Origin of the sequence: Aeromicrobium flavum (assembly GCF_007992115.1) — a bacterium.
Taxonomy (GTDB): Bacteria; Actinomycetota; Actinomycetes; order Propionibacteriales; family Nocardioidaceae; genus Aeromicrobium; species Aeromicrobium flavum.
The window spans coordinates 279,825-305,631 of the sequence record NZ_BJZQ01000001.1 but is presented as its reverse complement, the minus strand read 5'-3'; the positions used below and the strand labels follow the sequence as shown (position 1 = coordinate 305,631).

Sequence of the window (25,807 nt, the reverse complement as noted above, 5' to 3'; positions counted from 1 at the left end):
GGGGCGCCATGCTCTGCTCACCCGGCCCGCGGTTCACTGGCATGTTCGTGGCGGTGGCACGCGGCACAGAGCCCTTCGAGCAGGTCGAGGTCGGTGGGCCCGCCGTCGGACCAGTGGATCGTGTGGTGGCTGTGGTCGACGGAGTTCTCGCAGCCTGCGCGGGCGCAGGTGCCCTCTTGGCGGAACCAGATGGCCCGGCGCTGCTTCGCCGTGGCGTGGCGGTGGGCCCGCCCGACGTCCAGGATGCGTTCGTTGCGCCCGATCCGCTCCACCAGGATCGGCGTGAGTGCGGCCCCGGTGGTGAGGTGCTTGACCAGCTCGCGTCCGATGGGACCGAAGCCGACCAGCTCGGCCGGCGGTCCGGCCGTGAAGACCGCCCCGGGATCGGGTGCCAACGCGTCCTTGAGCGTCCCCGCGTCGACGACCACGTGAACCTGTGGCGCGACCGTCCCGTCGGTCGGCAGGCCCTCGGCCAGCACCCGCTCCAGCAACTCGTCGAGACCGTCACAGCGACGCTGTGACGCCGTGCGGGTGTCGCCGGCCTCGCGGGGCACGGAGAGGGCCTCGAGCACCGCGTTCATCCGGGCACCGACGTCGATCGGGAGGAAGCCCGTGACGTGCCACCCGTCGATCGTCTTGGCCAGCCGGATGTCGCGGCGGTTCATGCCCTTGATCCACGCCTCGTCCAGCGTGTCGGGGTGGCGGATCGCCTTCGCCCGCACCACGATCTTGCGCAGCCGACCCGCGGGGAACGCGCGCGCCACGGTGGTGAGGTGTTCCTCCATCTCGACGGTCTCGTCGACGCCGACGTGCTTCATCGAGAACGTGAGCAGCTTCGCGTGCTCGAGCGAGAACTCCCCCTTCACGAACGCCGCGCGCGCACGGGGCAGATCCGCCATGGTGCGGGCGGCGGCGATGCGCGCCCTCGTCTCGCCCGCGTCGAGCCTCAGCTCCCGGCGGGCCCACGTGACGGCGCTGGTGGCGTCCTCGTTGCGGTAGGCGCCCGAGTCCTCGATCTCGGCGAGGCGTTCGCTGAGTGCCGCGTCCGTCGCGTCGCGGAGGGCGCGCAGGGCACGGGCCTCGTCGTGGACCGACGACGTGACCGATCGAAGCACCTGTGCGGCGTGCCGCATGGCGTCGATCGTGACCTCGTCGGTGTGCATGTCTCCACGCTAGGGATGACCTCCGACACCGCTTCAGGGCGACGGTCAGGGGTCGATCGACTCCGCTTCCCGAGCCCTCCAGATCTCCTGGGCGCGCTGGGTGATCGGCCCGGGCGCGGGCAGTTCGCAGTCGTCGACGCGGCTGATCGCCTGGATGGTTCGGGTGGTGCCGACGATGATCACCTCGTCGGCCTCGAACAGCACCTCCAGCGGCGCATCGCGCTCGACGACGTCCAGCTCGTCGGAGAGCCACTCCAGCGCCAGTGCGCGGGTGATCCCCGCGAGGCAGCCCGACTCCAGCGTCGGGGTCACCAGCTGCCCGTCGAGGACGTACATGACGTTCGACCCGGTTCCCTCGCACAGGTCACCGCGGGTGTTGGCCATGACCGCCTCGGAGGCACCCCGAGCCCGGGCGTACTCGACCATCTTGGCGTTCTCGGCGTACGAGGTCGTCTTGAGGCCGGCGAGCGCGCCATGCTCGTTGCGCGTCCACGGAACCGTGGCGATCGCGCTGACCGGCCCGGGACGCTCCGCCGGCTCGGTGACGACCACGTGCGTCAGCCCGCTGTCCCCGCGCGGCGAGCCCAGCGGCCCCGGACCCGACGTCACGGTGATGCGGACGCGTCCGAACGGCAGCTCCTGGCCGGCCAGGGTGGCCTCGATCCCCTGCCGCAGACCATCGACGTCAGGCCGACCCAGTCCCAACCCCTCCGCGGAGGTCACCAGGCGGTCGAGATGACGGGTCAGCGCGAACGGCTGACCGTCGATCACTGCAGCCGTCTCGAACACTCCGTCACCGACGACGAAGCCGTGATCGAGCACACTCAGTGCCCGATCATGCGGAGATTCCAGTAGCTGACCATCCACCCACGCCTTCATGACTCGACCATATGCCGACCCGGTTTGGTGTGCTCCAGACCCATCGGTTAATGTTTCTTGTCGGCCGGGAAAACACGGCCGCTGCGGACATAGCTCAGTGGTAGAGCATCACCTTGCCAAGGTGAGGGTCGCGAGTTCGAATCTCGTTGTCCGCTCGGAGAGGGTCTCGGCAGACCCATGATCCAGCGGTGGGTTGGCCGAGAGGCGAGGCAACGGACTGCAAATCCGTTTACACGGGTTCAAATCCCGTACCCACCTCGAGGACAAATGAATAGCAGCACTCACGGGCGATTGGCGCAGCGGTAGCGCGCTTCCCTGACACGGAAGAGGTCACTGGTTCAAACCCAGTATCGCCCACCCACGAAAACCCCTGAAATCCCAGTGATTTCGGGGGTTTTCATTTTGGCTCCGTGGGGCACACGTGGGGCAGGATCTGTCCGGGCTTGGTCAATTTTGACCGTCACCAGTCGATCGCGGGGATGCGGCGGAGGGCGCCTTCGAGGTCTTCCAGGCGGATCCTGATCGGGCGCCGGCCGCAGTGATAGGCGGGGATCGTTCCGTCGCTGATCCGCCTGCGGACGGTCTTCGTGGAGACCGACAGGATCTCCGCGGCTTCCTCCAAGCTCACGTACACCGGCAGCTTCTTCTTCGTCGTGGCCATGCTCGAACTCCTTCATGTCGTGGATTGCGCGATCTCGCGGTGGGCTTGCGCGTGTCCTTGGTCACGTGGTGACCGGACTTGGCCTGGCGAGTTCTCCTCTGTGAGGTGCTCCCCCGGAGGCGCTTCCTGCCGGCGTCGACTGCGCGACCACACCTGTTCGACACGAGACGTCCGTCTCCGGCCGAGCAGGAGGCCAGCCATGAAGATCTCGGTGAGCTCGCACGACGAACTGTTGGCGGCGGTGCCGCACATGTTCGGGTTCACGCCGCACGAATCGCTCGTCCTGTATCCGTTCGCGCCGGGGCTGCCTCGGGTGCGCGTGGATCTGCCGACGTCGCAGACGGCTCGTGACGGCGTGTGGGAGTCCCTGGAGGTCCCCTTTGGGCGTCACGCGCGGCCGGGTGCCGTGGTCGCGATCATCTGTCTGACCACGGATCGGTCCCACGCCGAGCGGGCGAGTGAGGACCTGCGCAGCCGGCTGGAGTCCATCGACGTGACGACCCCGTTGCGGCTGTGGGCCGACGACACCCAGTGGTGCGACCTCGACACTCACGAGTCCGGCCAACGCACCCAAGCAGCGCGCACGCGGATCGACGCACAGATGGTCGCCGCCGGGCAAGCGCTACCCATCGCCAGCCGCAGCGCCATGGCCGCCTCACTCGTCGGTGACCGAGACCCGATCGAGCGACTCATGCCCGCGGCACGGACGGCCTCCGCGGCGAGCAATCCTCCGGCCGAGCACGCATGGACGATGGAGCGCTTGCACCGGTTCCACGCCGACGGCTTCACGCTCAATGATCTTGACGCGGCCCGCATGCTGCTGGCGGTGTCGTCGGTCCCGGTCCGCGACGACGTCTGGGAGAACATCAGCCAACGGACGGCTCAGACGCACGTGGCACTGTGGACGAACCTCACCCGGCGGGCACCCGACGACGTGCGAGCGGCGCCAGCCACCCTGCTGAGCTTCGCGAGCTGGATTGGCGGCGATGGAGCCAAGGCATGGTGCGCTCTGGACCAGGTCCCGAACGCGCAGGAGTACCCGATGGCCCGACTCATGTCCGCCGCGCTGACCGCCGGCGTCAATCCGAGCGAGTGGGAGGCACAGACAGCGCGTCTGCACGACATCAACGAGTTGGCCCGCGACCTGGCTCGCACGCTGCAGGCGCCTCAGGGGCCGCTCCACCGTCCAGCACCCGAGATGTGATCCGAATGCCCGTCAACCAGTCCTACCGCCGATACAGCCGCCAGAGCGCTCTTGAACGCCGCCTCTCGCGCCTCGTCACTGCGCGACCCTGGAGGTCCGCACGAACGCGGGTTGACATCGTCGAATCCAAGGTCGAGCTCGATCTCGTGCAGGGAAGATGAAGCGAGCGGCTGCCGCAGGTACGTACGACTCCTTAGTCCCCGCGATCCGGCGGCATGGTCCTTCCGCCCAGGATGGCCACGGCTGTGAGTCCACGGCGTACCCACACTGGCTGTGAATCGGATGCGCTCGGGAGGGGGACCAGTCCGCATATCAAGAACGACGGCTTGGCCCGCCACGAGCCACACACGACATGTCGACCGAAGGTATCTCGCCGTGCCGTCCACATCGCGATCCCAACTCAGCGCATTCTGGTCGGGTGAAAGTCAACGAGTCGGCCTTCCCCGACCTCCTTGCCCACTGGTGGCTTCCGGAAAGCCCAAAGCACCGGGTGCCGGGGCGTCTCACATGGGACCCGGACCGCGGCGGTGATCTGCAACTGATGGGTGAGCTCCGCGAGTCAGTCATCCTCGACAACCGCCTCGCAGGCGGCAGCGTCCAGGAGCAGAGAGTGCGGTCGAGCACGTCAGGACGGCGTTACCCCGTCATCCTGGGGAGTCACACGAATAGCGCAGGTTACGAAGAGGCGTTCACTCTTCTCAACTCCCTAAGCCTTAACAGTGCAGGGTTTCGCGGACTGAAGGAGTTCCCGGAGCACGTCTCTGTTGGCGCACTTTTGCACGGGGCTTGGTACGCCGCCTCGGACGTTGTCCAAGCCGACCGGGCAATGTTTGCACTTACTCACCTCTCGGACTGGGTGAACCTCTCGGGAGTACGGACCGACTACCCGCAATTGAGTGGCAAGCGCGACGCTCCGTCCATTGTCATCACGGCGCATGACTTGCCTGCATTCCGTACCACTCACGATGACGCGACCATTGAGTTGCGCCAGCAACTTGCGCCGGTCGGGGACCAAGCCCGGCACTCGAACCGGGTAGATGAGACATGGGAGCTCGCGATCGAGATCGAGCCCATGGCCGAACTGGAACGGTTCAGTGACATCGCTTTTGACATCCGAGCCCTAGTCACGATCGGAGTCGGCAAGACCGCGGACATCGTTCACGCGGTACTTCAACACCCGGAGATTCACGAGCGCGCCCTTAGCGGCACGCCCATGCCGGGGCTCCGGGGTGACATCACCTACCTCAACAGATGGGCACATCAGGGAAGCGACATCTCGCCCGTTAATGGGTACGACCTGTTCTTCGATCTCGACCAATTTGGGGGCGCTCCCGCTCTGCGACGTTGGCTGACGACGGCAGCGACGTATCGGACTGAGTTGAGGCGCGTGATGGCGACGCGGTACACCGAGTCGATGTACCTCGAGGACCGCATCATGAACACCTCCGCCGCTCTCGAACGATTCGATAAGGTGCGCCGACCTGACGCCCCGAAAGTCCTTCGCGACGGGAAGTGGCAGGCTCCCTCATTCGTAAACCGCATGGTGGCGTGCGTCGAGTACGCCGGACCTGGATTCACCGACGTCATATCAGAGGAGGCGTCCTTGTGGGCAAAGCGGGTGAAGAGTGCGCGCAATCAGCTCGCGCACCATGATGATCCATTCCGCATTACCGGAAGGGTCGGCGATCACGTCCTAGTCGAGCAGCTGTACTGGCTCTTCGTGATGTGCCTCTTTCGCGAGTGCGAAGCGCCTAGCGCCACCTTCGAATCCATCCGCCGGCACGGCCAGATCCGGTGGCTCGCTGAGCAAGCTCACGACCACCGAGATTGCGAACGCTAGGAACCGATCGGTCTATCCAGCATTTCGTGCACGTCTAGGGCAAACGGTCCGACAGATTGCGCTCGAATGTTGGAAATTGGTTGGGGCCAAGAGAAGCAGACCTGTGAGACCAGATGTGGTCAAGGAGTGCGGACAGTGATGAGTCATCGGGAGCGACCTCGAAGCCCACGGATTCAAGCAGCGACGTGGCCGAGTCGGCGATGACCGTGGAGTGTTCCGCCCGGATTGTGGCCACTGTTTCTCTGGCCGCCAGGGTGGTTACCAGATCGAGAGCGGAACCCCGTGCCGTGAACGGCGACGTCTCGGGGTCGGCATCGACTTGGAGCGCAGCAAGGAGTCCCCGCGCGCCGTCCCATCTGCTGTCGCTTTGTGCATGCGAGAACTCGCTCAACGCTCGAGCGAGCGGGGCGAGTCGTTTCCAGCCAGCTGCGTTGAGCCAGTCCTTGGGCGACGTGGCTGAAGAACGTTCAAGTTTGGCGGCGCGCGTGGGTTTGAGGCGCCAAACGCGTACTCGCGCAGTTTGCTCCAGGCTGCACCGTAGTAGGGCCATCGCTCGGTCATCGTCCTCCAGCCAGAGCCAGAAGGCGGAGCGGAGACTCGAAGCCACCAGTGCGCTTGCCGTCAAAACATCGTCGTTGGTTGCCCAACCAGCTGCGAGTCCGGCGAGTTCGCTCACCAATAGATGTGAAGTGCCGCGCGAGGTCAGGTTGTCGACGTTGAAGTCGGTGCCGAAGTGCTCACGCTCGCGCTCCATCATTTTCTGTCCGCCGAGGGTGCTCGAGTATCTATGCGACGCGAATGCGAGCGTCGTCAACTCGTCGTCACGATAGAGCCGCCCGGCCGGGCGCTTGCGATCGAGCACACTCTCATAGACCTTCGCCCTGCGCGCGAGTGCCGATAGCACCGCTGGGTCGAGTCCTTCCCTCGGCAGCAACGGCATAAGGGCCCAGAGTGGGGGCCGGGAGACATCTGCCGATAACGGTGCCGGGGTGAAGCGGACGATTCTCCCATTTCGGAACGCCAAGCGCTCTTCCGAGGCGCGTTCATCGTTGCCCGCGTGGGGTGCCGGGCTCGTGAACCTCTCAGGACTCTTGAGTAGGTGCGCGGCCCTGCCTTGCTTATCTTTGACGATCGCCGTAGCCGCGATCATGAACTTTACTTCTCTGAGGCTAAGACTAATCGCGTCAGCGACAACGCTGACAGCAAAGGCAGAGTCCGCCGGCACACTGGCGGGATTTAACAAGGCCCCGCTCTCCCAGCGGAGATGGTCCCGGCACGCGTCGCCGTGCATGATCTCGCTCAAGAGCCCGTAGACAACAGCTGGGCAAACTTCGGAGCCATCGCTCAGACGCACGTGCGAATGGTCGAGACGGGGTTCTTCGACGCTGTCTCGGTCACCAAGTTCGTAATCGATGCTCCCGGAGTGCGCTGGCCGCTCGTGCGGCATATCGGCAGCGACACTCGTCTCTGGATGACTCCACGCGCGGGCAAGGAAATCTTGGATCGACTCACCGGGATCGCGAGAGAGGCCGTTGACCGATGCCCGCATGAGGCCCCAACGCTCGACTTGCTGCCGAGCGATGGTCGCAGCACCCACAAGTTGCCCAGCGAGGAGTAGGCGGGCAGCAGCCACAGCACTTGCCACCCCCCATGCGGCATGCTCGGCCCACGTCCCGTGAAACGAAGCCGGAAAACGTCGGATGTCAATCCCGACGTCTCGCAACGTTCCGTCAAGTAGCGTGACCGGAGCGAGCGGGCTCATGGAATTTCGGACGTACCAATCAGGCAACCGGCCGAGATTCTCCATCCGGCATGTGTGGCGGCTAATCAATGTTTGAGCTATCCGTCTATCGCCAAGAGACGCAAGTCGCTCGAAGTCGGCCACGGTCCCGCCGACGCCTCGGCCGCGCCGGTCGGCCTTGCCCGCCGCGCGGATCGCCTCTTTCTCGGTCGGCCGACGAAGTCCAGCTCGCTTCTCCGCTTTGCGGCGACTCTGCCTTCCCACGATGGCAGTATCACCGATCGTTGCGTCATCCCGCCGCGAGCCGGACAACAACCTCGAAGAGGGAGACCCTCTCAGACGTAGGCGGGTGGGTGCCCAGGGCCAAACGGGGACTAAAGGTCTCTCGCGATGCGGGCGAGGCTGTCGCTGGCTGTCTTGAGGGAGTTGCTCGCGGTGTCGGTCGCTCTGGTGAAGTTGCTGAGCAGTGCCTGTGTCCGCACCATCTCCGATTCCTGATCGCCCGCGACCGTGTCGATCTTGCTCTCGATCGTGTCCATGGTGCTCTCGAGCTCGGCGACCGCGGCGAGCTGAGGCACCTCGATGTCGTACGACGACAAGACGGCGCGTGTTGCCGGATAGAGCGTCACCTCGCCGGTATTGCGCGTAGCCTCGCTGGCCGCCGCTCTCAGCTCCATCAGTGCGCCGTTCAATTCCGACATCACGTGGCTCCGGGCGGTGACGGATTCGAGTCGGTCGTTCAGCTCGTCGTACGCCTCGGCCTGGCCCGGTGGCACCTCGACACTCGGCAGTAGCGTCTTCACGTCGTGGATTGCTCGCGCCGTCGGGGCGGTGGCGGCATCGAGGGTGGCGATCTGTCCCTTCTCCACCTGCGGGCCTTCGGAGTCGATGAGCACCGAGACCGGTCCCGTGCGCGCAGGCACGACGATCTCCGCGTGCTCCTCGACGGGATGGTCCGCGCCCTCTAGTCGGTCGGGCGTCAGACCCACGCGTTCCGCAGCGAAGACGATCGTGGAGGTGGCTTCGTCGAACCGGGGGCGGCTGATCTCGACGACCACCTGAACAGGCGCGGTGTCAGGTTCCACCGCGTACGACAGGACGGCATTGGGCGGGACCTCAGCGAACCGACCGTCCCACCGGGCAAGGAAGTCCCGCAGGTCCACTTCGCTCGCCTCGCGATCGGGCCGATCGCTGAATCGGGTGATCGCCTCCTCGACGCCCCGCAGCTCCAAGAATGTCGCGTCTCCCGACGTAACGAGCGAGGAGTCAGCGGCTCCGACCGCCCACAGGTAGGAGACCTCCTTGCTGCTCGACGCGTCATCGGCCGAACCCGAGGTCTGGTCCGCGCCGGAGCAGCCGCCGAGGCCGACGACCGAGACGATCGCGGTGGCGATGAGGGCGGTGAAGCGCGAGCGACGACGCTGAGATTCCGATCCTGAGGAGACGCGGGAATTGTCCCAGAATCGACCCGAGCGCGAGATGGAAACGAACCGACCCGGAGCATCAAAGCGGCGCGGAGAGGGCTGGACCCTGCCCCACGACGCGTCATCCGTCTTGCGAGGTTCGGGACATGACAGTCCTGACCGCAGACACCGGCGCCACGTTCTTGGGCGCGACGTGAAGTTGCGTCATCGCGCCGCCTACCGGGCGCACGGAACTGCAGTTGGGCGCACGCCGGCTCCTCGGATAGGGAAGAGTCACCTCCGTGAGAATAGACGGACCCTTGCCCTTCCACGGTTACGTGGTGTGGCTGACCCGCGAACAAGGTGGCCGTGACACGGGGCCACCACCAACACCTCCCGACCAGGACTTTGCGGCCACTGGCTTCGTACCTCCGGCCTCAGCGGACACGGGATTGGCGTCCGTGGTCCTTCGTGTCCAGGACCGGGCGGCTTGGCGGTCGCAGGCCGACGCGGCGTGGCTGGTCGTAGAGAATGTTCCGCCGCATCGTGTCGGGGAAGGTGACGTCATCGTCGTGACCGAGGGCCGCCGGGAGGTTGCCTACTTCCACGTCGAGTCGATGGACCTTGACTTGTGAGAAACGCCATCTGCCCGCGTTTGAGTTCGCAGATCTGGCCGCGGTGACTGCGTCCTACCGCCGCGTTGGGCGCATGACCGATTGCTTACCGAGGGGTCTGCGAGGCGTGAGTGCGCCGCTCAAGAGCTGATCGCGTCGGGACGCATGCCGCTCGGGGCGACCTCGAGTGCCATTCCAAGCTGAGTCCGCGTCGTCGGCACGCTGGTCCGGCGCTTGGATGCCGGCGAGGGATGACGGAGCGCCGTACGGAAGTTCTCGACGACGTCGTGACCCATCGAGGTGGTCAGCGGCACGAAGGTCTCCTCGCGCTGCTTGATCAGACCCGCTTTCGTCTCGTCGAGGCTCGCTAGCGGAACCCGTAGGAAGTAGATCTTCTCGTGGGCGGCACGCGCGAACAGGTCAGCGAGTCGGCCTTCGATCTGCGTGAACAGGTCCTCGAGCACGTGGGTATCCGCACCGGTCGGACAGTCCGACCCGAGCCGCTGGACGCGACGGGCCAAGACTGCTGCGTGGGATGCGGCGGCTCGGCCGTCACCGAGGTTTCCTGCGACGTCGCGCGTCCGGACGACCAAGCTCCTGAACGTCTGGGCTCGCTCACGCCAGACTGAAGCGAGCGATGGATCCGTGGGGGCGGCGGCGGCCGCGACCGCGGCAGACGCGATTCGCTGTGACTCGAGCACGATCCGGAAGTTCCGGATGCTCGGGATCTCGTTCAGAGCGGCCAGCAGGTTCCGGCTCCCTTGGATGACGCCGGCGAGCCCGGGTGGCAGCGGGCCAGGAACCATTCGGGGTGGCGGCCGCCAGCCCTCCGAGTCGACCGAGTCGTCCAGGTCGTACTCGACGCTGAGCAGGGCGCAGTCCTCCGCAGCGATGAGAAGCCGGCCGCGTGAGGCGAGGAAGTCCCAGGCGGGCACGTTGCCGTAGCGCTGGTCCAGCGACACCAGCGCTCTCACGACGGCGGCGGCATCTTGAATGACGGTGGCGCACTGGGCGTCTGTCAGGTGGCCGTAATCGATGCCGGCACCGAAGTCATGCTCGCCCAAGGTCGCCGCTCGGGCGGCCCGGCGCCACGTGTCGACCAGTGCGTTCCCGACTGGATCGGCGATCTCATCCAAGGTCGGTAGACCATCGTGCGTTGCTGCGAGGGTGGCGCGGAGTCGATGCCGGAACTCCTCGGCCACGTCCCGGTCACGATTACGGACGCCTCCGGCCTGGGCATCGCGCGTGGTGGTGGTGACGGCTTGGCGACACCAGACCAGCACCGACTTTCGATACCGGCGGATCTGCCGGCCCATCGCCTGCCGCTCATCCACGGTGCTGGTCTCGGGCGTCATCCCGATCGGTCCACCCAGAAGGTGCTGGATGCGGTGATGGCGCAGAAGGGCTGCGAGCTCCGTCCGCAGTGCGTCGCTGTTCGGCCCGTACATCAGGACCGGTCGCTCTCTCGTGCCGCGAGCAGCATGTCCTGGACGAGCTCGAGCTCGAGTGGATCGACCCCGAACCCGCCGAGCGTCACGATCGCGGTCTCGGCGATCCCGAACAGCACGTCACGGGCCTCCTGGGGAGGCGGTGTGATGCCCGGCGCGATGCCGTGGTGGAGCCAGTCGAGCTGCAGCAGGACTCGTTCGTACTCGATCGAGGCGGCCTCGGTATTTGCCGCGTCCGCGAGGGCGGCGACGGCCGATCGGGCCTCAGCCAAGGCGAGAGCGTGGGCGAGAAGCATGAGACCTCCTCGGACGGGTGCTGTGCCCACCGTGGGCGCCAGCAGCCCCGGTGGCGTCGACGACGGGTGATCCTGTGGACGAGCCGGTGTCCACGGCGTCGTCTGTGGATCAGGCCGAGGCGGCGTACTGGTCTTCGATCTGCTGCCGGGCTTCGACGTCCTCGATGACGAACTGGACGAAATCGGCCGTGCGGTCCTCGATGACAGCCTCGAGCGAGGCGACAGCGGGAGGTTCGCCGGGCCAGGCGGTCTGGCGGGTGGGCCGGTCACGGTCGAGCTTCGTGCCGCAGGTCGACACCCACTCGCGCAATCGGTTCCGTGCATCGGCGAAGTCGCGCATCCAGGCGCACGGCGCCGACGCCGAAGCGTCCGGGTCGTAGGAGTTCAGCCAGTGCGTGTGCAAGGCGGACAACTCCCACACCAACTCGTCGTGCCGGTGCCAGTAGGGCGGCACGACGGTCGGCGGCAGACCGAACGCATGGCGAAGCCACTCGACCCAGGCATTCAGGTCGAGCCACTCGGCCTCCGCCTCATCAGAGGTCAGGAGGTTCCAGTTCACCGGCCGCAACAGGCGGTCATCGAAGGGCGTCCGGAAGTCCTCGGATGCTCCGAGATCATCGGGGTCGGACCCACGGAACGTCGACTGCTGCCATGTCGTTGCCATCGCCGTCACCGGGCTCAGAGCCCGACCGCGTTCGCCGGGGCGTTGACGACGGACATCTGGTCGGTGGGCGGATCCGGTTGATGCGACGGGCTCCGGTCGACGGCGTACCGCGTGCGGGCGCAGTCGTGGCCGACCCTGCGGGCCACGAACTGCTCACGCTCCCCCGAGCCGGTCTCGTACCCGTGGACGTAGCCCGACGCGACGAACTGGTCACCGACCTTGAACCTGGAGTACGCACGTTCGGCCGTCTTGTTGAACATCACCAGGTCCACGAACACGGGATCGAGCTTCGTGAACGAGCCGTCGGTCTCCTTGCGGAACTGCTCGATGCCGGCCCGCGCGTGGAATCGGGCGACGCCGGTGTCGGTCAGGTTCAGTTCCGGCGCCGTGGCGATGAACCCGTGCAAGCTCAGCTGGGTGGGGATCGTCATGATCACTCCTGAGTCCGGGCGAGCCTTCGGTCTGGCTCGCATCTACTCCTCAGGTGTCGCCGGCGCGCCGCCGAGACCCATGGGAACACCTGTTCGATACCGGCCTACGCTGGGTAGGTGGGCGCGAATCCGGGACGGCGGGACAAGTGGCCTCCGTATCGGTCGGTCCGGTTCGTGCTGGTGCGCCGCCACCGGCATCTGGCTCCTGCGCGCGGCTTGGTGATCGGATGGCGACGCGGCCGGTCGGGGTGGGACGCGAAGGTCGTCTACGTCACAGACGATCCGGGCGCCGTGCAGACCACGCTCGGTCTGCACGTCGACTGGATCCCCGCCAGCCGGCTCGTGCCGGTCGACGTCGACCCGAACGAGGCACCATCCCGCGCCGGCCGGGATCCGGCCGACGAGGACTACTGACCGCGGGGATGCCGCAGTGCCGCCTCCACTTGGGCTCGCTGCTCACGCAGGGTCACCGCGTCACGTCGCGCCGTCCACGGTCGCAGCTCGGTGACGACCGGCGGGGCGCTACGCAAGAGCACCAACGCCGTCCCGAACGGCAGCGTCCGGATGACCTCCGGCGGCAGGACCGGGACGCGACGGGTCGAACGCTGCAGGGACCGGGAACCGTAATCGCCGATCGAGACGGTGTCCGTCTTCTCGTCACGCTCACCGATCAGAGCTGACAGGTCCCGCAGGTCCGAAGCCGACGACGTGCCGCCCAGGATGATCTTGACGATCGAGGCGTCCCATATCGCGCCGGCCGCGTGGTCGCCCCACTTGTCACGAACCTGGGACAACGACTGCAGGACCGGCATCGTCGTGATGCCGGTCCCTCCTCCCTCGGCCATCAGCACCGGCAGTGACGGCAAGGGTGACAGGTTGCCGATCTCGTCCAACGCCAACAGCAGCGGTGGATCCATTCGCGCACCCGATGACGCCGCAGCAAGATGCCGGGCGGTCTCGACGAGGTCCTCGATGAACGCGGCGACCAACGACCACGACGCCCCAGCTCCCGCTCCGGTCGCCAGCAGGTACAAAGTCCCGTTCGAGGTGAGGAACTCCACCGGGTCGAACTGCTCCCCCGGCCCCGGCGTGACGGCGTCCAGGACACGTGGATCGGCCAGACACGACAGCGCCAGCGAGACCCCCATCCAGATCGAGTCCCGGGTACGCGGGTCGGAATGGATCATCGACTCCAGCGAGTCGGCCCAGCCCGGCGCCGCGTCACTGTGGCCCGCCAGGATCGCGACCGCGTCGGCAGCGGCCGACGGCGACAGCGTCCACGTGAACAGCTCCCGCGGCGGACGGTCGCCCAACGCCGCCGCGTGCAGGAGCGCCTGCAGTGCAGTGCGGGTCTTGCCCTCCCAAAACCCACCGGACTCCACTCCCCCGGTCGACAAGCCCGTCGCCGACGCCAGCCCGGTGGCACGGATCATCGCCGTAAGCGGGTCCTCACACCCTCGCACCGGAGACCACCGCAAGCCGGCGGACAGTCCGCCCGCAAGGCGTTGCGGGTCGAACACCGCCACCGGCCCCCGCGCCTCCCGAGCCGTGAGCGTCGCGGCAAGATTGTCCGGCCGGGTCGCCGTCGTGACCACCGCACCGGGCGCATCGAGGATCGAGTTGATCACCACATGCAGTCCCTTGCCCGACCGGGGCGGCCCAAGAAGCAACATCGAGTCCTCTACCGACGCCCACACGTCACGACCGTGAGCCCGGCCCAGCAGGTAGCCGACATCGGACGCCGCCGGCGAGACCAGCGACGGCCGCAAAGTGCGACTGCGCGCCAGCAGCGCCTTGGGCGAGGCAACGGCCCTCACTTCGCTGCGCGTAGCCACCCCGACCACTCGGCGGGGGTCACGCGAAGCTCGCTGCCGGATCACCCCCAGCCGCTGCCACACCACCACCGCGCTGGCGACGACCACCGCCAGCATCGCCGCCGCCACCGACCAATACGCCCACGCCGTCAGACCTTCAGCATCCAATGCCCGGCCCGGCGCGGCCGGGTCCGTCAGGGCGCCGAGCCCGCCGTGCCACCCCGACCGGGGACGGTCAGCACCGCTGACCCACGCGGCGACCGTCCCGGCGAGGCGCAGCACCGCAGCCACCAGCCCCAACACACCCAACGCGAACAGCGCCAGATTGACCAACTCGTCATCGACCGGCCGGCCACGCGGGTTCACGCCGCGCCCGTCGCTGCCGGAGGTGCCGGCTGGGAGATGAGCAAGACCTCACGCGCAGCCGCCAGCGCCGACGGCAGATGGAACCGAGCCGTGCCGGTGGTGTCGGCCGTCACACGCGCCACCACCACGACCACCGCGACCTCCTCCCCCGGCAGCAACCCGGTCCGGCACACCTCACCGGCAGCGGTCCTGAACTTCTGCGATCCCGGTTCCTTCTCGGTCGGCATCGCCGATGCGTCCTCGAACGGTGGAGTGATGATGTCGGTGAACGTCGCCCCGTCGGACTCGCGCACGTCCACCCGCACCGCCGAATCCAAGTCCACGGCGATCGCGGTGACTACTCGCTGCAAATCGCTCCGGCTCAGGACCCCGGCCTCGCCGTACGGATCCCCATCGACCCGCACCTCGATCCGTCCCTCGTCATCGACGTCCACGTCGACCTGCGGAAACACGACCGGCACGCGCAGCCTCGGCCGTTCTTCGCGCCGGTACAGGTGCATGCTCATGGCCCGGTCACCTCCGCGACATCGCGCGACACCTTCTCCACACTCCGACCCCGTGGCACCTGGTTCAACAGTCCGCGGTCCAGGCCGGGCGGGGTTCCGTCACCGATCTGGTGCGTGCTCAGCCGGTCCAAGATGGTCAGGGCCGTCGTCCGAACCCGTTCGGCAGTCGACTGGAGCACCTCGACCTGCGTCTTGCCCTCGACACTGCTCGCCCAAGTCGACACGTACGGGACCGTGTAGTCCTCGGTGTTCAACCCATGCGCTGCCGCGACCATCAACGCGACCGACTCCGCCTCCACCTCCGCAATGCCCCGATGCAGCAGCGAGCCGCCGTCGTCCGGCCCGTGGAGCAGCACGTGGCCCAGCTCGTGCGCGAGCGTCTTCACCCGGGCGGCATCGTCCATGTCCGCCCGGATCGACACCTCGTGCGTCGTGTAGTTCGTCAGCCCGTTCGCGCCGCCGATCGCGGCCGCGTTCGACACCGATCGCATACCGAACCCGCGCGCAATGACCTGATCGGCCAAGCCGTCCCACAACCCGGTCGGCGCTTTGCCCTGCAACAGCGCCGGCCGCGGTAGGTCCGGGAGCGGCGCGCCGCTGGTCTGCGAGACGTCCCACACGTACGCCGGACGCACCCCCACCATCCGCGACCGAATGACTTCGCCCGGCACCGGACGCTCACCACGGGCCAGCCTGCGCCACGACGCTCGATCCTCCGGCGTGACGGAGGCGAACCGCCCAGTGACCGGCGCCAAGATCGCGTACCCCATCTGGCCTTTGTCCACGTGCCGATCCAGGGACGCCCACTGCTTGAAGCCCGCGACGTAAGTCGGCGCCGGCTCGGACACGCGCCCCTCGGCGAACGCCGTCTGGTGCTGGACGTAGATCAGCATGGTGTTGCTGAACGACCGCGACCGGAAGCGCGCAGCGAACTCCAACGCCCGCTTCCAATCCTGAGACGTCACCAATTCGCCCACCGCGTCGATCAGACGCGCTTGGAGCACCGCGAGCCTCTGCTCGCGCTCCCGCAGTGACCTCGTCACTTTCCTCATCCGCGCTGTCGCCTTCCGTCGACTACTCGACTTGAAGGTGTTCTCAAGGTCGCCAGCGAACCGGCGTACATCTCTCGCGCTTCGAGACCGTTCCGTTAGGTCCGGCGACTGGCCAGACTCGGATCAGGCGACCCTCGCATGGGCGGTGGGCGTGGGCGCACGAATGCCTACCCTGCGGCCCGCGCAAGCGACTCAACACCCGAGACAACGAAAAGTCAGGTCAGTCGCGGTCGGCACAGCACCTGAGCGGCGGCTGGCGACCTTCAGCAAGCCCGCTCGGATCCAAGTGCTGAGGGATCGGTACTGCGTCAGTCCGAGGCAGCGGGACGAGCGGACTACGGTACAAACGGATGGCTACGGGAGTCAGCATGGGCTCCAAGTCTTGCCGCCAGGGGCATAGCAACGCGGGCCCGTGTAGCCTCCGTCCGGTTGTCCAACGTCGCGGTTGGAATTCTCGATCTCCCGCTCGATTCGCTCCAATTCGCGTTGGGTCTCGCGCCGCTGCGCCTCCCGTCGCTCCTCGCGTGCCTCCCGTCGTTTCGCACGGGCCTCGCGCTCCCGCTTCTGACGGGCTTGGCGCTTTTCCTTGACGTGCTTGCGATACCCGTCAGGATCGCCGTACCAATGCGAGTTCGCATCCAGTGTTGGGCAGGCTGCAACCGCTGCCGCTTCCAGCGCGTGGTAGCGACGCTCCCTGGGGTGGGGGTCGTATCCGTCAGTGGAGTCGTAGCGGGCTGTGGCCAGGCCAGAGATCAAGAGCGTGGCCGCTGGGTCAGCATCCGTGTCGAGGTAGCGCAGGAGTCTCCCGTACCTATCCCTGTCCTGGACGCTCTCAGGATTTCCGACATTGACCACACGGTGCTCGACCATTCGACGCAAGCTCTCTGTAGCCTGCTCGCCGCACGGTTCGTCGGACTCCGGGGCATCGATGCCGATGAGACGGACTCTCGACCCGTCACCCAAGACGACGGTGTCACCGTCGACCACACGCTCGACGTACGCATTCCCAGGGCCGGACGTGATCGCCAAAGTGAGCCCCGTCCCTGCCAGCAGCACCGGAAGAACGAGGAGAGCCGACCTCATGAGCGCCCCTGACGAAGCCAAACGACTAACGCTGAGGCCGAAGCGACGAAAAGGCCGAAGCAAGCCAGCATCAGCAGCCTCTCGATCAATTGGGCAACAGGAGACCCGGTCGGTTCCGATAGAGCACTGCCCCAGATGACCAACACCGCGCTCGCCCAGATCGCAACGTGAAACCACTCTTTTCGGACAAGCGGAAACCGCTTGTCGCTGGTCCCATGGGTGGTCGCTCTCTCAGCCGGCCACCAATTGTCATTTGCGGGCGGAGCGCAACCCTGCAGCACAGAAACTAGGGTGTCAGGCTCGGTCCACCCGTCAACGTGCGTGGGGTAATAGCGCCTGCCGTCGTGAGAAGGGATACTGAGTACACGGACGTTGCGACCATTGAGCGCGTAGAGGTTGTGGCTGAGCACGGGAAACACGTTCGGGCGTCCATCGACCATCACGTAGGCACTCCCGTCCACAACGACCGCCACTGCTGGTCGCGGGCGCGGGTTCCGGTAAGGCTCTAACGCCACAAGGCCCTGCACGCGATCGGGTTGTTCCCCAATTCCGGGAAACTCGTGCTCCAACGCATCAGCCCAGACGGTCGCGCGGCGTCTGTCGAGACGCTCGAGGTGAGCGCGCAAAGCAGGCACGGTAGAACTATCGCATTTGAAGGACAACAGCACTGATGAATGTAGGCACAAGCGGTGGAAGGACGCGCCGGCACGCGCGGATCACCGTGAATGATCGCGGTCTGTGCAAGTGTTCGGTGTGGACAACCGGGACTCAACTCGCTGGCAGGAACGGGGACTCGAGCACGGTTACGTCCGTGCGAGGCTGCGCCTTCTGACGACCGAACAGGGAGGACGCCGTACGCCGATTATCTCTGGCTACAGGTCATGCTGGGGCTTTCCGCCTGAACTGCACGGGGACATGCACGACGGCCCGCTACTGATTGAGAGGCAGGAGGCCCTAGCGCCCGGGGAGGTCGCGATCGTCCGCCTTCATCCGCTCGTCCCGGATTTGTGGCCTAGGGTCTCCGAAGGGCTGAGGCTCGGCATGTTCGAAGGGCCGCGCAAGGTCGGCGATGCCGTCGTGATCGAGGTCGTCGCACCAGCGCGCTGAATGCTGCCGATCCGTGTACTTCTGCGACGGACGGAACGCACAAGCGGCTACTAGACGATCCCGTTAGGTCCGGTGTCTGGCCAGACTCGGATACCGTCCCGCCCTTGGGTCCGTAGCTTCAGGTCCTACACCCGGAAGGCCCATCCCCTCGCCGTCGCCGCCTTCTTCAGTCGACGAGATTTCCCTTTTGAAAGACCCGACTCTCGGAAATCAATGTATGCGTGGCCCTTCGGTACCTGGCGGGCATTCGAGTCGTCGATCACGGGCCCCCCTTCGTCGTTCGCATCCGCGACAGTGAGAATCACCGCACCGCAGGAGGCGTTGCCGGCCTCAAGGTAGTCGGCGGTCGCCTCTGCGCCGGTTACCAACGTAGAGCGCGACACCGAAAATTTGCCCTCGTCCTGAGAGTTCAACTCGAAGACCTGGGAGGTGATGCCGCTTTCGGGGTCCAAGAAGTTCGGGTGGACCTGACGGTAGATGTCCTCAGCCGCATCCGTGAGCTCTACTTCGCCCTCTACGAGTTCAGTCATTCGAGAACCACCCCTGGACCCAGTCGATCGCCTCGGACGGATCATCGAATTCGGCTGACGCCTCGCGGCCGTCATCGAAGAGCACATCGCCCGAGACCGATTCGCTGGCGCTCGCCTCAATCAACGCTCCGCCGTCTGGAAACTCCCACTCGAAACGCAGTCCGCCAGCGGGCGTCGGAAAGATGCCTGGGCGCTGCAACCCGGACTCCAGCGCCGCAATGAGAACTTCCTCGCCTCTAAGCAGCGTTGGCTCCAGGATCGGTTCACCGAGGCCGTCGAACCAGCCCGCGTCCAACCGAGCGAGTTCTTGGAGCCGCGACGCCCAGCTATCAGGCAGTGCCAATTCGATGCCCTGGAGTTCCTTGATACTTAAGGGCGTACCGTCCGAGTCCTGCGCAACGACAGCAGAGATTGAGACGAGGGGAGCTCGGTCGTCCTTGCCGAGGTGGCGGAGCAAATCATCCCAAAAGACGGCGGCGTCAAACTCGCCTGCAAGAATGCGATGGTCTCCGGCGACCTCGAACGTAAAGCTTGGCTTTGGCTCCGCAGCGAGACCTCGAATCTGCCCGAGTAACGAATCTTCCACTTCGATCGCGCCGACTTCGGCAAGACGCTGCAACCGCCTGCGCGAGTCCTTTCCATAGCGCACCCAGCTTCCGCCACGCTCGAACTCCAGGACTTCGTCGTCCCGAAAACTCTTGCCTAGTTGGAGCAGTTCGGGGATCGACTCCTCGGGGAATTCGTCGGAGAGCGCACCGCCCGTCCCGAGGGATTCCATAGCGCTAGCAATTGCCTCGAACGATTCTGTGAAGTAGTCATTCGTCTCCACGTCGAGCGTCAAGCTGTCTTCCAGCGGTCGCTCGAGGACCGGCACCACGCTGCCCTCCTCGACCTTCACGAGTTTCAGCACCATTGACTCGCGAAACTTCTTCGAGACTCGCTTGCGGTCGGGGTGATCCTTCAGGAACAGCTCGCGTGCGACGCTAGAGAGGAGGGTCTGCAGTCGACGCAATTCATCTATCGAGGTGAGGGGCAGGCCTGTAGACGACTTGTATCGACCTCCGTCGAACTTGATCGATCGAACCTGCTCCGGCATAACGGGGACGATAGCGCAGACGCCGAACCGATATCCCCATTTGATCCAACGGCGCGCTGCTCACCCACGGTCTTGGCCTGGCGACCGACTGCGCCAGCGGGAGTATGACCGACGGCGTCTTCGGCCGAAAACTACTGGGCGGCGCACGAAGTGGACGTCCTGGCGCGCCCTCAGTACGCCGTGCGGTCAGTCATTGCCGTAGTCCCCCTCGTAGGCCGGGATGTCGTCAGACCCCCCCTCGACGTCGAAGTCTTCCGCAAGCCCTACTTGGCTGAGAAGTTCGTAGCTGTCCAGAACGAGGCCGCAGTGCGGGCAACCGAAGTAGTCGCCCTGCACTGTGAGCGTAACCACAACGTCGTAATCTTCCTCGCTGATTTGGTAGTACTGCGTGTCGACATTGACTACCTCGTCCCCCTCGAGGAAACCCTCGTTCTCGCAGGCGGGGCATTCCACAACGTGCGAGTGGCTAAGCCCCGCGCTCATGGACTGTCCGGGTTGCCACTCACGTGCGACCTTGGCAGGCAACGTGCCTGCTTCGTACTGAGCGCGGCGCTGGCGCGCACGTTCGACGAGCATCTCGGTTCGATGCTCGATGTTCTTCCTGTTCTGCTCGAGGTGGCCAGACACAACGGGAGCGCGTGAGTACCCGACAAGGTCGACCACCTCGCGGTCGCAGGCGGATACGAGAATGACCGCCTGAGACCAATAGCGAGGCCACCAAGCCTTCTCCGGTATTTTCGCGAACTCTGCAGTGGGCCCATGAAGGTAGGCGTTGCGGGCTTGGGTGATCTTTCCGGCCTCACCCTTGTCGAACGGCTTGAAGGCCTTCTCGCAGCGGGAGTAGAGAGTTTTCGCTGGTACGGACTCGAAGCGCGCGTCGCCGCCGATGAGTCCAAGGGCGATCAGGACGTTCGTGCCATCCTCCGAGGGAACGGCGATAAGGAGGGGCGACTGTCGCGCTAGCGCAGCCTTGGCCAAGAGTTCCAAGGCCAAGGAAGCCCAGAGTGCTCGCTCCTCGAATGAACGCCCGGCTGGATCGTCCATGGCGTGATTCACGAACAGTTTGGCCTTCAGCCATAAGCCCTCGAAGTCGTACGGTGCGCTCATGGCATTTGATCCGGCTTGCAGTGAAATGCCATGCGTTTCAGCTCGCGCTCGGGATGCGAAGTCGCGTCGCCGCGGGCGTGAAGCACCCTCCGATTATCGAGCACCAGCACCTGATTCGGTTCCGACCATTCGAACGGGGTGGCGGAGGTCAACGCTTGGTCGAATTGTGCAGCTGCACGGCGAGCGAGAGTGTCTGCCGGGGTCATGCAGCCGGGGTCGTATCGGTATCGGCCGCGGCTGAGAACGGGGGAAAGGAATCGAGTGGACCCATCATCGACCAAGAAGAGCCCATGCTCTAGGTCGTCAAGAGAGGAGGCAGTGTTACCCGCGCCGCTGAATCGCCGAAGCATCGTCGGGACCGCACTCGGCGATGAAGCCGAGAGAATCACGATGTCTGGAGGGTGAGGGAGGTGGGCGCCGTCGGTGTGGAGAGGCTGAGGCCCCATTCCGTACTTCGCGCTTAAGGAACGACGAGGCGCCTCATGGGCGTGGAGGGGGGTGAGAGAGTCCACTGCTGATTGACCGGCTCTCGTAGCGACAGGGGTCAGGCCGATCTTGAACGCGAGGAAGCGCAGATTCGAGAGGTTGGCCGTCGTGGATGCCCATCCGACTTTGCACGCTTCGGAGATGAGTTCATCGAGTGGGTTCTCGTTCGACATCCAGCTCCTTCTCGGCCGACTGGCGGATCCGTGTGGGTCCACAATCGCAGAACTATCAGAGCGCGCTAGAGCGCATTCCTTTGATTCGACCATTCATAATCGTCCCGTGCCATCGAGCCGGTGGCGGGTTGCCGTCGCCTCAGACGCCACCTAATACCCAAGGCTGCATTCCCTTGGAAACTCGGTCTACGTCGGATTGGTCAAGAAGCCGGTCTACAAGCTCCTAAGGACCGCAGGCCCTGACGCGAATCCTCCCCCTGAGACATCGAGGTTCGCGACGCGGTGCACGCCCCCTACGGCCCGCGCGGTTGAATCGCACAGCTGACGCAGACGAAGCTACGTCCCAGATCTCAGCCAACACGAAGGATCGCGGCACAAGTCCCCGACGAGGTCCTGGCGGGACGTTCTTCAGGACGCCGTCCACGTTGAGCGCTTACGATCAATCCACGGTCGGCTCCTCCTACTGGTCCGCAGCGAGCGACCCCACACCGTCGCCCGGCATGAGGCTAGCGACCTTGAGGTAGCTACATCATGGTTCGCATCGCGTTTTTGACGTCCTTGTCGCGCTGCCTCATAGAAAGTTACAGGTGTTCACGCTCGCTTGTCCCTGAAATGTCGAGCAGGCCGCGCACCTATCGCTTCTTGGGTTTACACCTCCGCATCCGGGCAGCAGCCCCAGCAACGTTCCGATGTGCATCAGTCTGGGCGATAAGCAGCACCCCCTCTCGAGTTCTCTCGACGGCCGGGTGACCCTCCAGTTCTCGCGGCGCGTTCGGAGTTCAGCCTCGTGCACGGTCCCCGGTCTCGAAGAGTCGCAGTTCGGCTGGATGCAGCTGATGTTGCACGACGAACGAGCGGTGCTTTATCCGCCATAGACCTTGGCCCGTGCCAAGCGTCGGCAGCAGCGTCTGCTCCGTACCTGTGAGTCCGAGCGCCGCGGCGGTAGATCCGAGCTGGTCGGATTCCTGGCGGTAGGTGATGCGGGTCTCGGCGTTCGACAGGAGGGAGGACGCGAGGGCGCGCATCGCGGATCCGTGGTCGCCGACGTTGTCGAGGTCGGAGAGCTTGTGGAATATCAGCATGTTCGCGATGCCGTAATGGCGAGCGAGGCGCCAGTGCGCGTCCATTCGGCGCAGCAGGGCGGGGTGGGCCATCAGTCGCCAAGCTTCGTCGTAGACCACCCAGCGTTGCCCGCCATGTGGGTCGAGCAGCGCGGACTCCATCCATGCCGAAGCGCAGGTCATGAGCACCGAGATCAACGTGGCGTTCTCCGTGACACGCGACAGGTCCAGCGACACCATCGGCAAGGTTGGATCGAACCGTACGGTCGAGGTCCCGTCGAACATGCCAGCGAGGTCGCCAGCGACGAGGCGGCGAAGGGCGTGCCCTGCGATGCGTCCATCTTCTGCCAGCCGGTTGTCGCGGTCGCGGGGGTCCAGCAACCGGTCAACGACCATGGGCAGGACAGGTACGTCAGATGAGTGGACGGCGTCCTGGAGGGCGATGTCGATGGCGGTGTGTTCGAGTGGTGTGAGGCGACGGTCGAGGACGGTCTCGGCCAGGGCGCCGAGCAGGTCGCGGCGGCGGGCGGTGACTTGGGCGGTCCATTGAGCGTCGTCGAGTCCGTTGGGTCGGTGGCCTGCGTCGAGGGGGTTCAGTCGGTTGATCATGCCGTGGCCGAGGGCGATGGCTTTGCCGCCGACGGCTTCGGCGACGGCGGTGTGTTCGCCTTTGGGGTCGCCGGGGACGTAGACGCGGCGGCCGAACGGGATGGATCGGGAGTAGAGGCTCTTGGCGAGCGATGACTTGCCGGCTCCGACGATGCCGGCGATGACGACGTTGGGGGCGGTGATGACGCCTTGGGCGTAGAGCACCCACGGGTCGTAGACGAAGGAACTGCCCGAGTAGAGGTCTTGGCCGACGAACACGCCGTCGGATCCCATGCCGCCTTCGGCGAGGAACGGGTATGCGCCCGCGAGGGTGGCCGAGGTGTCCTGATGGCGGGGCAGTCGCAGACGACCCGGTGTTCGGAGTGCCTCGGGTCTCTTCTCCCCTGCTCGGGGGAGCGTCTCGGTTGCCCGACGCTCGTCTCGTAGTTGGTCGGCCTTCGCCTTCGCTGTCGTTCGCTGGTTCGTGCGGTCTTGAGTAAGAAGGTTCTTCGCCGAGGCCTTTCGTTCGCGGCGCGCTCGGCGGCGTTCGCGTCGTGGAGTGACCAGGACGGCGCTGTGCAGGCGGGCCCGCCGCCGGCCGTTCACAGGCCGAACCCCGGCCGCGACGCTTCCTCCGTGGGCGATGAAGGGACCGCCGGGGTTGGCGGCTTGTAGATGATCTGGCTTTCGGCTTCGTGGGCGCGGTCGATGCATCCTGCGACGTGGGACATGATCTCGCCGGCGCGGTGCAGCTCCCAGGACACCTCGTGCCGGACACCAACCTGCGAACGGCCGTGCAGCCGGTCATGGTCGGGCACGTCGTGGGTCCGAGCGATCTGGTGCAGTGTCTGTCCCAGCGCCGCCACGGCGGCCGAAAGGCTGCCCAGCAGTTGGTAGATCTGACGGGGGTCCTCCATCACGGCGGTCTGATGCGCGAGCGCACGCAGCGCCTCGTAGGCCTCTTCGGCGTCGGCGACCGGATCATGAAAGGTGGGCATCTGAACCTCCAAGGACGTGGTGTGATCGAACAGGTGCCGCCGGTCAGACGGGCCGACACAGCGGTAGCGCGGCCGCGGCGAAAGCCTGCGCTTGTTGGCCCCACAGCCGTCGGGTTTCGCAGGAGGCCTGGATGGCGGCTTGCTCGATCTCGGCGACGGCCTGCTCCAGCGTCTCGGGGTCGGGTGAGCTGACGGCGATGAGTCCAGTGAGGCGAAGAATGCCGTGGCCGGCGGTGAGGTCGGCCTCCTGCTGCAGCACGTCCTGGTACTCGGCGGACTGTTGGGCGTCCTCGATCTGTCCGATCCGTTGCCGCTGGGCGGCGTCGGAGATGTACTCGGTCTTCTTGCGGCGAATGTCGCGTGCCGCCTGGTCCGTGCGCAACGGCGTGTAGAGCAGTGTGAAGGTGCGGCGAACTCCCGAGGACAGCAGGACCGGGGCCAAGAACCCCGGGTAGACCAGGGAGCGGGGCCACTCGCTGATCCACAGCACGCAGTGATGGGCCGAGTCGCTGCGCAGGCTGGCCCACTCCTCACTGACCGCGACCGGGCCGGCAGTCGCCAGATCACGACCGAGGGAGCCGTGGCGCTCGAGGGCGCCAGCCACGACCGGGTCGTACGCCGAGCGCAAGATGACCGCGAGGTCTCCCGGCTCGAGCCAGTCCCCGGGCGCCAGGTCCGCAGACCGAAGCGCCGCGGTCAGCGTCGACATCTCCTGACGCAGCACGGCCGCCGCGCCGCGGTTGCCGCCGCCGGCGGCACGGATCGCGCGGCCTGCGGACTTGAGGTCGATCGAGATCGACACGGTGCTGGCGTGCCGCTCCCCCGCCGGACCGGCGCGATCGATCAACTCGGCATAGACCGTCGACGTCCACGAGTCATCGTGGCGGCCGTGGCGGGTCCACCAGTCGGCGAGCCCTCGGCCGGAGTCGGGCAGGGTGCGTTCACAGACCTGGACCGAGGCGATGCGACCCGATCGGCAAGCGGTGGCCAACACTCGCCCCCACGAGGTCACGCGGCGGTGCTGTTCGGTCGGGTCGAGCAGGATGAACGCCGGATGCGCGACCCCGACGACAGCGGTCAAGGTGGCGGCGTGGGGGTCGTGGACCATCACGGCTCCGGTGTCCAGGTCGACCCATTGACGCAGGCGCGCCGCGTCCCCGGGCAGTGCCAAGGTCCCGGCCGGCCGTGGCCGGGTGATCCGACGACGGAACAGCAGCTGCCCGCCGCCGGCGCGCCAACCCCAGACGACGACGATGGGCACCCACTCGATCAACTTCCGTCCCCCGACGCTGCCGAACGCCAAGACCGCGCACACCGCAATCAGGGGCGCCGCGACAAGGAGAGAACTCGCTCCCCCGCTGTAGAGGCCAACCACCAGGACCGCAGCAGCGACGCCGACGACCACCAGTTGCGAGGTCGTGAGCCCGAGCAGCACCCCGCGCTGGCTCAGACGGGAAAACTTCACCGGTGCGAGCGCGCTCCCGCTAGTGGCAGGC

At 66.0% G+C, this 25,807-nt stretch carries 23 protein-coding genes and 3 tRNA genes; 7 read left to right on the top strand and 19 right to left on the bottom strand.

Features of this window, described 5'->3' with window-relative positions; translation table 11 throughout:
• Nucleotides 1-17: 17 nt before the first annotated feature.
• Both AFL01nite_RS01495 and AFL01nite_RS01490 read right to left on the bottom strand, forming a co-directional pair.
• Nucleotides 18-1,163, bottom strand: coding sequence for an HNH endonuclease (locus AFL01nite_RS01495; RefSeq protein WP_146825322.1), 1,146 nt, complete (start codon nucleotides 1,161-1,163; stop codon nucleotides 18-20).
• A gap of 45 nt (nucleotides 1,164-1,208) precedes the next feature.
• Entirely contained in the window at nucleotides 1,209-2,042 is an 834-nt protein-coding gene (locus tag AFL01nite_RS01490) for an aminotransferase class IV (protein ID WP_146825321.1), read from the bottom strand.
• Between the two features lie 83 nt (nucleotides 2,043-2,125).
• Between AFL01nite_RS01490 and AFL01nite_RS01485 the strand changes: the two genes are divergently transcribed.
• The 3 genes from AFL01nite_RS01485 (at nucleotide 2,126) to AFL01nite_RS01475 (ending at nucleotide 2,399) form a co-directional block, all read left to right on the top strand.
• Nucleotides 2,126-2,197: transfer RNA gene (locus AFL01nite_RS01485), tRNA-Gly, on the top strand.
• 32 nt (nucleotides 2,198-2,229) lie between these two features.
• A tRNA-Cys gene (locus tag AFL01nite_RS01480) sits at nucleotides 2,230-2,300 on the top strand.
• A 27-nt stretch (nucleotides 2,301-2,327) separates the two neighbouring features.
• Nucleotides 2,328-2,399 (top strand) — tRNA-Val (locus AFL01nite_RS01475).
• Between the two features lie 103 nt (nucleotides 2,400-2,502).
• On the opposite strand, the gene AFL01nite_RS01470 is transcribed toward AFL01nite_RS01475, so the two are convergent.
• Complete coding sequence (locus AFL01nite_RS01470; RefSeq protein WP_143914980.1) at nucleotides 2,503-2,703, bottom strand: helix-turn-helix domain-containing protein; 201 nt, start codon at nucleotides 2,701-2,703, stop codon at nucleotides 2,503-2,505.
• 199 nt (nucleotides 2,704-2,902) lie between these two features.
• On the opposite strand from AFL01nite_RS01470, the gene AFL01nite_RS01465 reads away from it, so the two are divergent.
• Nucleotides 2,903-3,907, top strand: coding sequence for a DUF4192 domain-containing protein (locus AFL01nite_RS01465; RefSeq protein ID WP_146825320.1), 1,005 nt, complete (start codon nucleotides 2,903-2,905; stop codon nucleotides 3,905-3,907).
• Nucleotides 3,908-4,325: 418 nt separating this feature from the next.
• A complete protein-coding gene (locus tag AFL01nite_RS01460; protein ID WP_146825319.1) occupies nucleotides 4,326-5,747 on the top strand; it encodes an ApeA N-terminal domain 1-containing protein in 1,422 nt (473 codons plus the stop codon).
• Between the two features lie 34 nt (nucleotides 5,748-5,781).
• On the opposite strand, the gene AFL01nite_RS01455 is transcribed toward AFL01nite_RS01460, so the two are convergent.
• The gene (locus AFL01nite_RS01455; protein WP_146825318.1) at nucleotides 5,782-7,554 is read right to left on the bottom strand and encodes a hypothetical protein; all 1,773 of its coding nucleotides are present in this window, start codon (nucleotides 7,552-7,554) and stop codon (nucleotides 5,782-5,784) included.
• Nucleotides 7,555-7,862: 308 nt separating this feature from the next.
• The gene (locus AFL01nite_RS01450; RefSeq protein WP_146825317.1) at nucleotides 7,863-8,720 is read right to left on the bottom strand and encodes a hypothetical protein; all 858 of its coding nucleotides are present in this window, start codon (nucleotides 8,718-8,720) and stop codon (nucleotides 7,863-7,865) included.
• 70 nt (nucleotides 8,721-8,790) lie between these two features.
• Between AFL01nite_RS01450 and AFL01nite_RS15665 the strand changes: the two genes are divergently transcribed.
• Nucleotides 8,791-8,913 (top strand): hypothetical protein, encoded by a 123-nt coding sequence (locus tag AFL01nite_RS15665; protein ID WP_281285714.1) that lies wholly within the window; start codon nucleotides 8,791-8,793, stop codon nucleotides 8,911-8,913.
• A gap of 732 nt (nucleotides 8,914-9,645) precedes the next feature.
• Here AFL01nite_RS15665 and AFL01nite_RS01445 read toward each other — a convergent pair.
• The 4 genes from AFL01nite_RS01445 to AFL01nite_RS01430 form a co-directional block, all read right to left on the bottom strand.
• Nucleotides 9,646-10,953, bottom strand: a complete 1,308-nt coding sequence (locus tag AFL01nite_RS01445) for a hypothetical protein (protein ID WP_146825316.1) — start codon at nucleotides 10,951-10,953, stop codon at nucleotides 9,646-9,648.
• Nucleotides 10,953-11,225: a hypothetical protein gene (locus tag AFL01nite_RS01440; RefSeq protein ID WP_246119540.1), complete on the bottom strand. Its 273-nt coding sequence runs from the start codon at nucleotides 11,223-11,225 to the stop codon at nucleotides 10,953-10,955. The genes AFL01nite_RS01445 and AFL01nite_RS01440 overlap by 1 nt, the downstream gene beginning before the upstream one ends.
• A gap of 133 nt (nucleotides 11,226-11,358) precedes the next feature.
• Nucleotides 11,359-11,913, bottom strand: a complete 555-nt coding sequence (locus AFL01nite_RS01435; protein ID WP_371862813.1) for a hypothetical protein — start codon at nucleotides 11,911-11,913, stop codon at nucleotides 11,359-11,361.
• A gap of 14 nt (nucleotides 11,914-11,927) precedes the next feature.
• Nucleotides 11,928-12,344, bottom strand: coding sequence for a single-stranded DNA-binding protein (locus tag AFL01nite_RS01430; RefSeq protein WP_146825313.1), 417 nt, complete (start codon nucleotides 12,342-12,344; stop codon nucleotides 11,928-11,930).
• Between the two features lie 219 nt (nucleotides 12,345-12,563).
• Between AFL01nite_RS01430 and AFL01nite_RS01425 the strand changes: the two genes are divergently transcribed.
• A complete protein-coding gene (locus AFL01nite_RS01425; protein ID WP_146825312.1) occupies nucleotides 12,564-12,758 on the top strand; it encodes a hypothetical protein in 195 nt (64 codons plus the stop codon).
• On the opposite strand, the gene AFL01nite_RS01420 is transcribed toward AFL01nite_RS01425, so the two are convergent.
• The 10 genes from AFL01nite_RS01420 to AFL01nite_RS01370 form a co-directional block, all read right to left on the bottom strand.
• On the bottom strand, nucleotides 12,752-14,524 hold the full coding sequence (locus tag AFL01nite_RS01420; RefSeq protein WP_146825311.1) for a type IV secretory system conjugative DNA transfer family protein: 1,773 nt from the start codon (nucleotides 14,522-14,524) through the stop codon (nucleotides 12,752-12,754). The genes AFL01nite_RS01425 and AFL01nite_RS01420 overlap by 7 nt on opposite strands.
• The gene (locus AFL01nite_RS01415; RefSeq protein WP_146825310.1) at nucleotides 14,521-15,030 is read right to left on the bottom strand and encodes a hypothetical protein; all 510 of its coding nucleotides are present in this window, start codon (nucleotides 15,028-15,030) and stop codon (nucleotides 14,521-14,523) included. Before AFL01nite_RS01415 ends, AFL01nite_RS01420 begins: the two co-directional genes overlap by 4 nt.
• Entirely contained in the window at nucleotides 15,027-16,073 is a 1,047-nt protein-coding gene (locus AFL01nite_RS01410) for an ArdC-like ssDNA-binding domain-containing protein (protein WP_146825309.1), read from the bottom strand. Before AFL01nite_RS01410 ends, AFL01nite_RS01415 begins: the two co-directional genes overlap by 4 nt.
• Nucleotides 16,074-16,445: 372 nt before the next feature.
• On the bottom strand, nucleotides 16,446-17,165 hold the full coding sequence (locus AFL01nite_RS01405; protein ID WP_146825308.1) for a thermonuclease family protein: 720 nt from the start codon (nucleotides 17,163-17,165) through the stop codon (nucleotides 16,446-16,448).
• Nucleotides 17,166-18,397: 1,232 nt separating this feature from the next.
• Nucleotides 18,398-18,802, bottom strand: coding sequence for a hypothetical protein (locus AFL01nite_RS01400; RefSeq protein WP_146825307.1), 405 nt, complete (start codon nucleotides 18,800-18,802; stop codon nucleotides 18,398-18,400).
• Nucleotides 18,795-19,898 carry a hypothetical protein gene (locus AFL01nite_RS01395; RefSeq protein ID WP_146825306.1) on the bottom strand — a complete coding sequence of 368 codons (1,104 nt, stop codon included), beginning with the start codon at nucleotides 19,896-19,898 and terminating at the stop codon, nucleotides 18,795-18,797. The genes AFL01nite_RS01400 and AFL01nite_RS01395 overlap by 8 nt, the downstream gene beginning before the upstream one ends.
• Nucleotides 19,899-20,084: 186 nt before the next feature.
• The gene (locus AFL01nite_RS01390) at nucleotides 20,085-21,005 is read right to left on the bottom strand and encodes a hypothetical protein (protein WP_146825305.1); all 921 of its coding nucleotides are present in this window, start codon (nucleotides 21,003-21,005) and stop codon (nucleotides 20,085-20,087) included.
• Nucleotides 21,006-22,443: 1,438 nt separating this feature from the next.
• Nucleotides 22,444-23,607, bottom strand: coding sequence for a putative type IV secretion/conjugal transfer ATPase (locus AFL01nite_RS01380; RefSeq protein WP_307724444.1), 1,164 nt, complete (start codon nucleotides 23,605-23,607; stop codon nucleotides 22,444-22,446).
• Between the two features lie 308 nt (nucleotides 23,608-23,915).
• Nucleotides 23,916-24,311 (bottom strand): hypothetical protein, encoded by a 396-nt coding sequence (locus AFL01nite_RS01375; protein WP_146825302.1) that lies wholly within the window; start codon nucleotides 24,309-24,311, stop codon nucleotides 23,916-23,918.
• 43 nt (nucleotides 24,312-24,354) lie between these two features.
• Nucleotides 24,355-25,776: an SCO6880 family protein gene (locus AFL01nite_RS01370; RefSeq protein ID WP_425546788.1), complete on the bottom strand. Its 1,422-nt coding sequence runs from the start codon at nucleotides 25,774-25,776 to the stop codon at nucleotides 24,355-24,357.
• Between the last annotated feature and the right edge of the window lie 31 nt (nucleotides 25,777-25,807).

What these genes read in the sequence shown, in the direction of transcription:
- AFL01nite_RS01495 (WP_146825322.1), bottom strand. Translation starts at nt 1,163, where the DNA reads ATGCACACCGACGAGGTCACGATCGACGCCATGCGGCACGCCGCACAG.
- AFL01nite_RS01490 (WP_146825321.1), bottom strand. Translation starts at nt 2,042, where the DNA reads ATGAAGGCGTGGGTGGATGGTCAGCTACTGGAATCTCCGCATGATCGG.
- AFL01nite_RS01470 (WP_143914980.1), bottom strand. Translation starts at nt 2,703, where the DNA reads ATGGCCACGACGAAGAAGAAGCTGCCGGTGTACGTGAGCTTGGAGGAA.
- AFL01nite_RS01465 (WP_146825320.1), top strand. Translation starts at nt 2,903, where the DNA reads ATGAAGATCTCGGTGAGCTCGCACGACGAACTGTTGGCGGCGGTGCCG.
- AFL01nite_RS01455 (WP_146825318.1), bottom strand. Translation starts at nt 7,554, where the DNA reads ATGGAGAATCTCGGCCGGTTGCCTGATTGGTACGTCCGAAATTCCATG.
- AFL01nite_RS01445 (WP_146825316.1), bottom strand. Translation starts at nt 10,953, where the DNA reads ATGTACGGGCCGAACAGCGACGCACTGCGGACGGAGCTCGCAGCCCTT.
- AFL01nite_RS01435 (WP_371862813.1), bottom strand. Translation starts at nt 11,913, where the DNA reads ATGGCAACGACATGGCAGCAGTCGACGTTCCGTGGGTCCGACCCCGAT.
- AFL01nite_RS01430 (WP_146825313.1), bottom strand. Translation starts at nt 12,344, where the DNA reads ATGACGATCCCCACCCAGCTGAGCTTGCACGGGTTCATCGCCACGGCG.
- AFL01nite_RS01415 (WP_146825310.1), bottom strand. Translation starts at nt 15,030, where the DNA reads ATGAGCATGCACCTGTACCGGCGCGAAGAACGGCCGAGGCTGCGCGTG.
- AFL01nite_RS01405 (WP_146825308.1), bottom strand. Translation starts at nt 17,165, where the DNA reads ATGAGGTCGGCTCTCCTCGTTCTTCCGGTGCTGCTGGCAGGGACGGGG.
- AFL01nite_RS01400 (WP_146825307.1), bottom strand. Translation starts at nt 18,802, where the DNA reads ATGACTGAACTCGTAGAGGGCGAAGTAGAGCTCACGGATGCGGCTGAG.
- AFL01nite_RS01395 (WP_146825306.1), bottom strand. Translation starts at nt 19,898, where the DNA reads ATGCCGGAGCAGGTTCGATCGATCAAGTTCGACGGAGGTCGATACAAG.
- AFL01nite_RS01390 (WP_146825305.1), bottom strand. Translation starts at nt 21,005, where the DNA reads ATGAGCGCACCGTACGACTTCGAGGGCTTATGGCTGAAGGCCAAACTG.
- AFL01nite_RS01380 (WP_307724444.1), bottom strand. Translation starts at nt 23,607, where the DNA reads ATGGGATCCGACGGCGTGTTCGTCGGCCAAGACCTCTACTCGGGCAGT.
- AFL01nite_RS01375 (WP_146825302.1), bottom strand. Translation starts at nt 24,311, where the DNA reads ATGCCCACCTTTCATGATCCGGTCGCCGACGCCGAAGAGGCCTACGAG.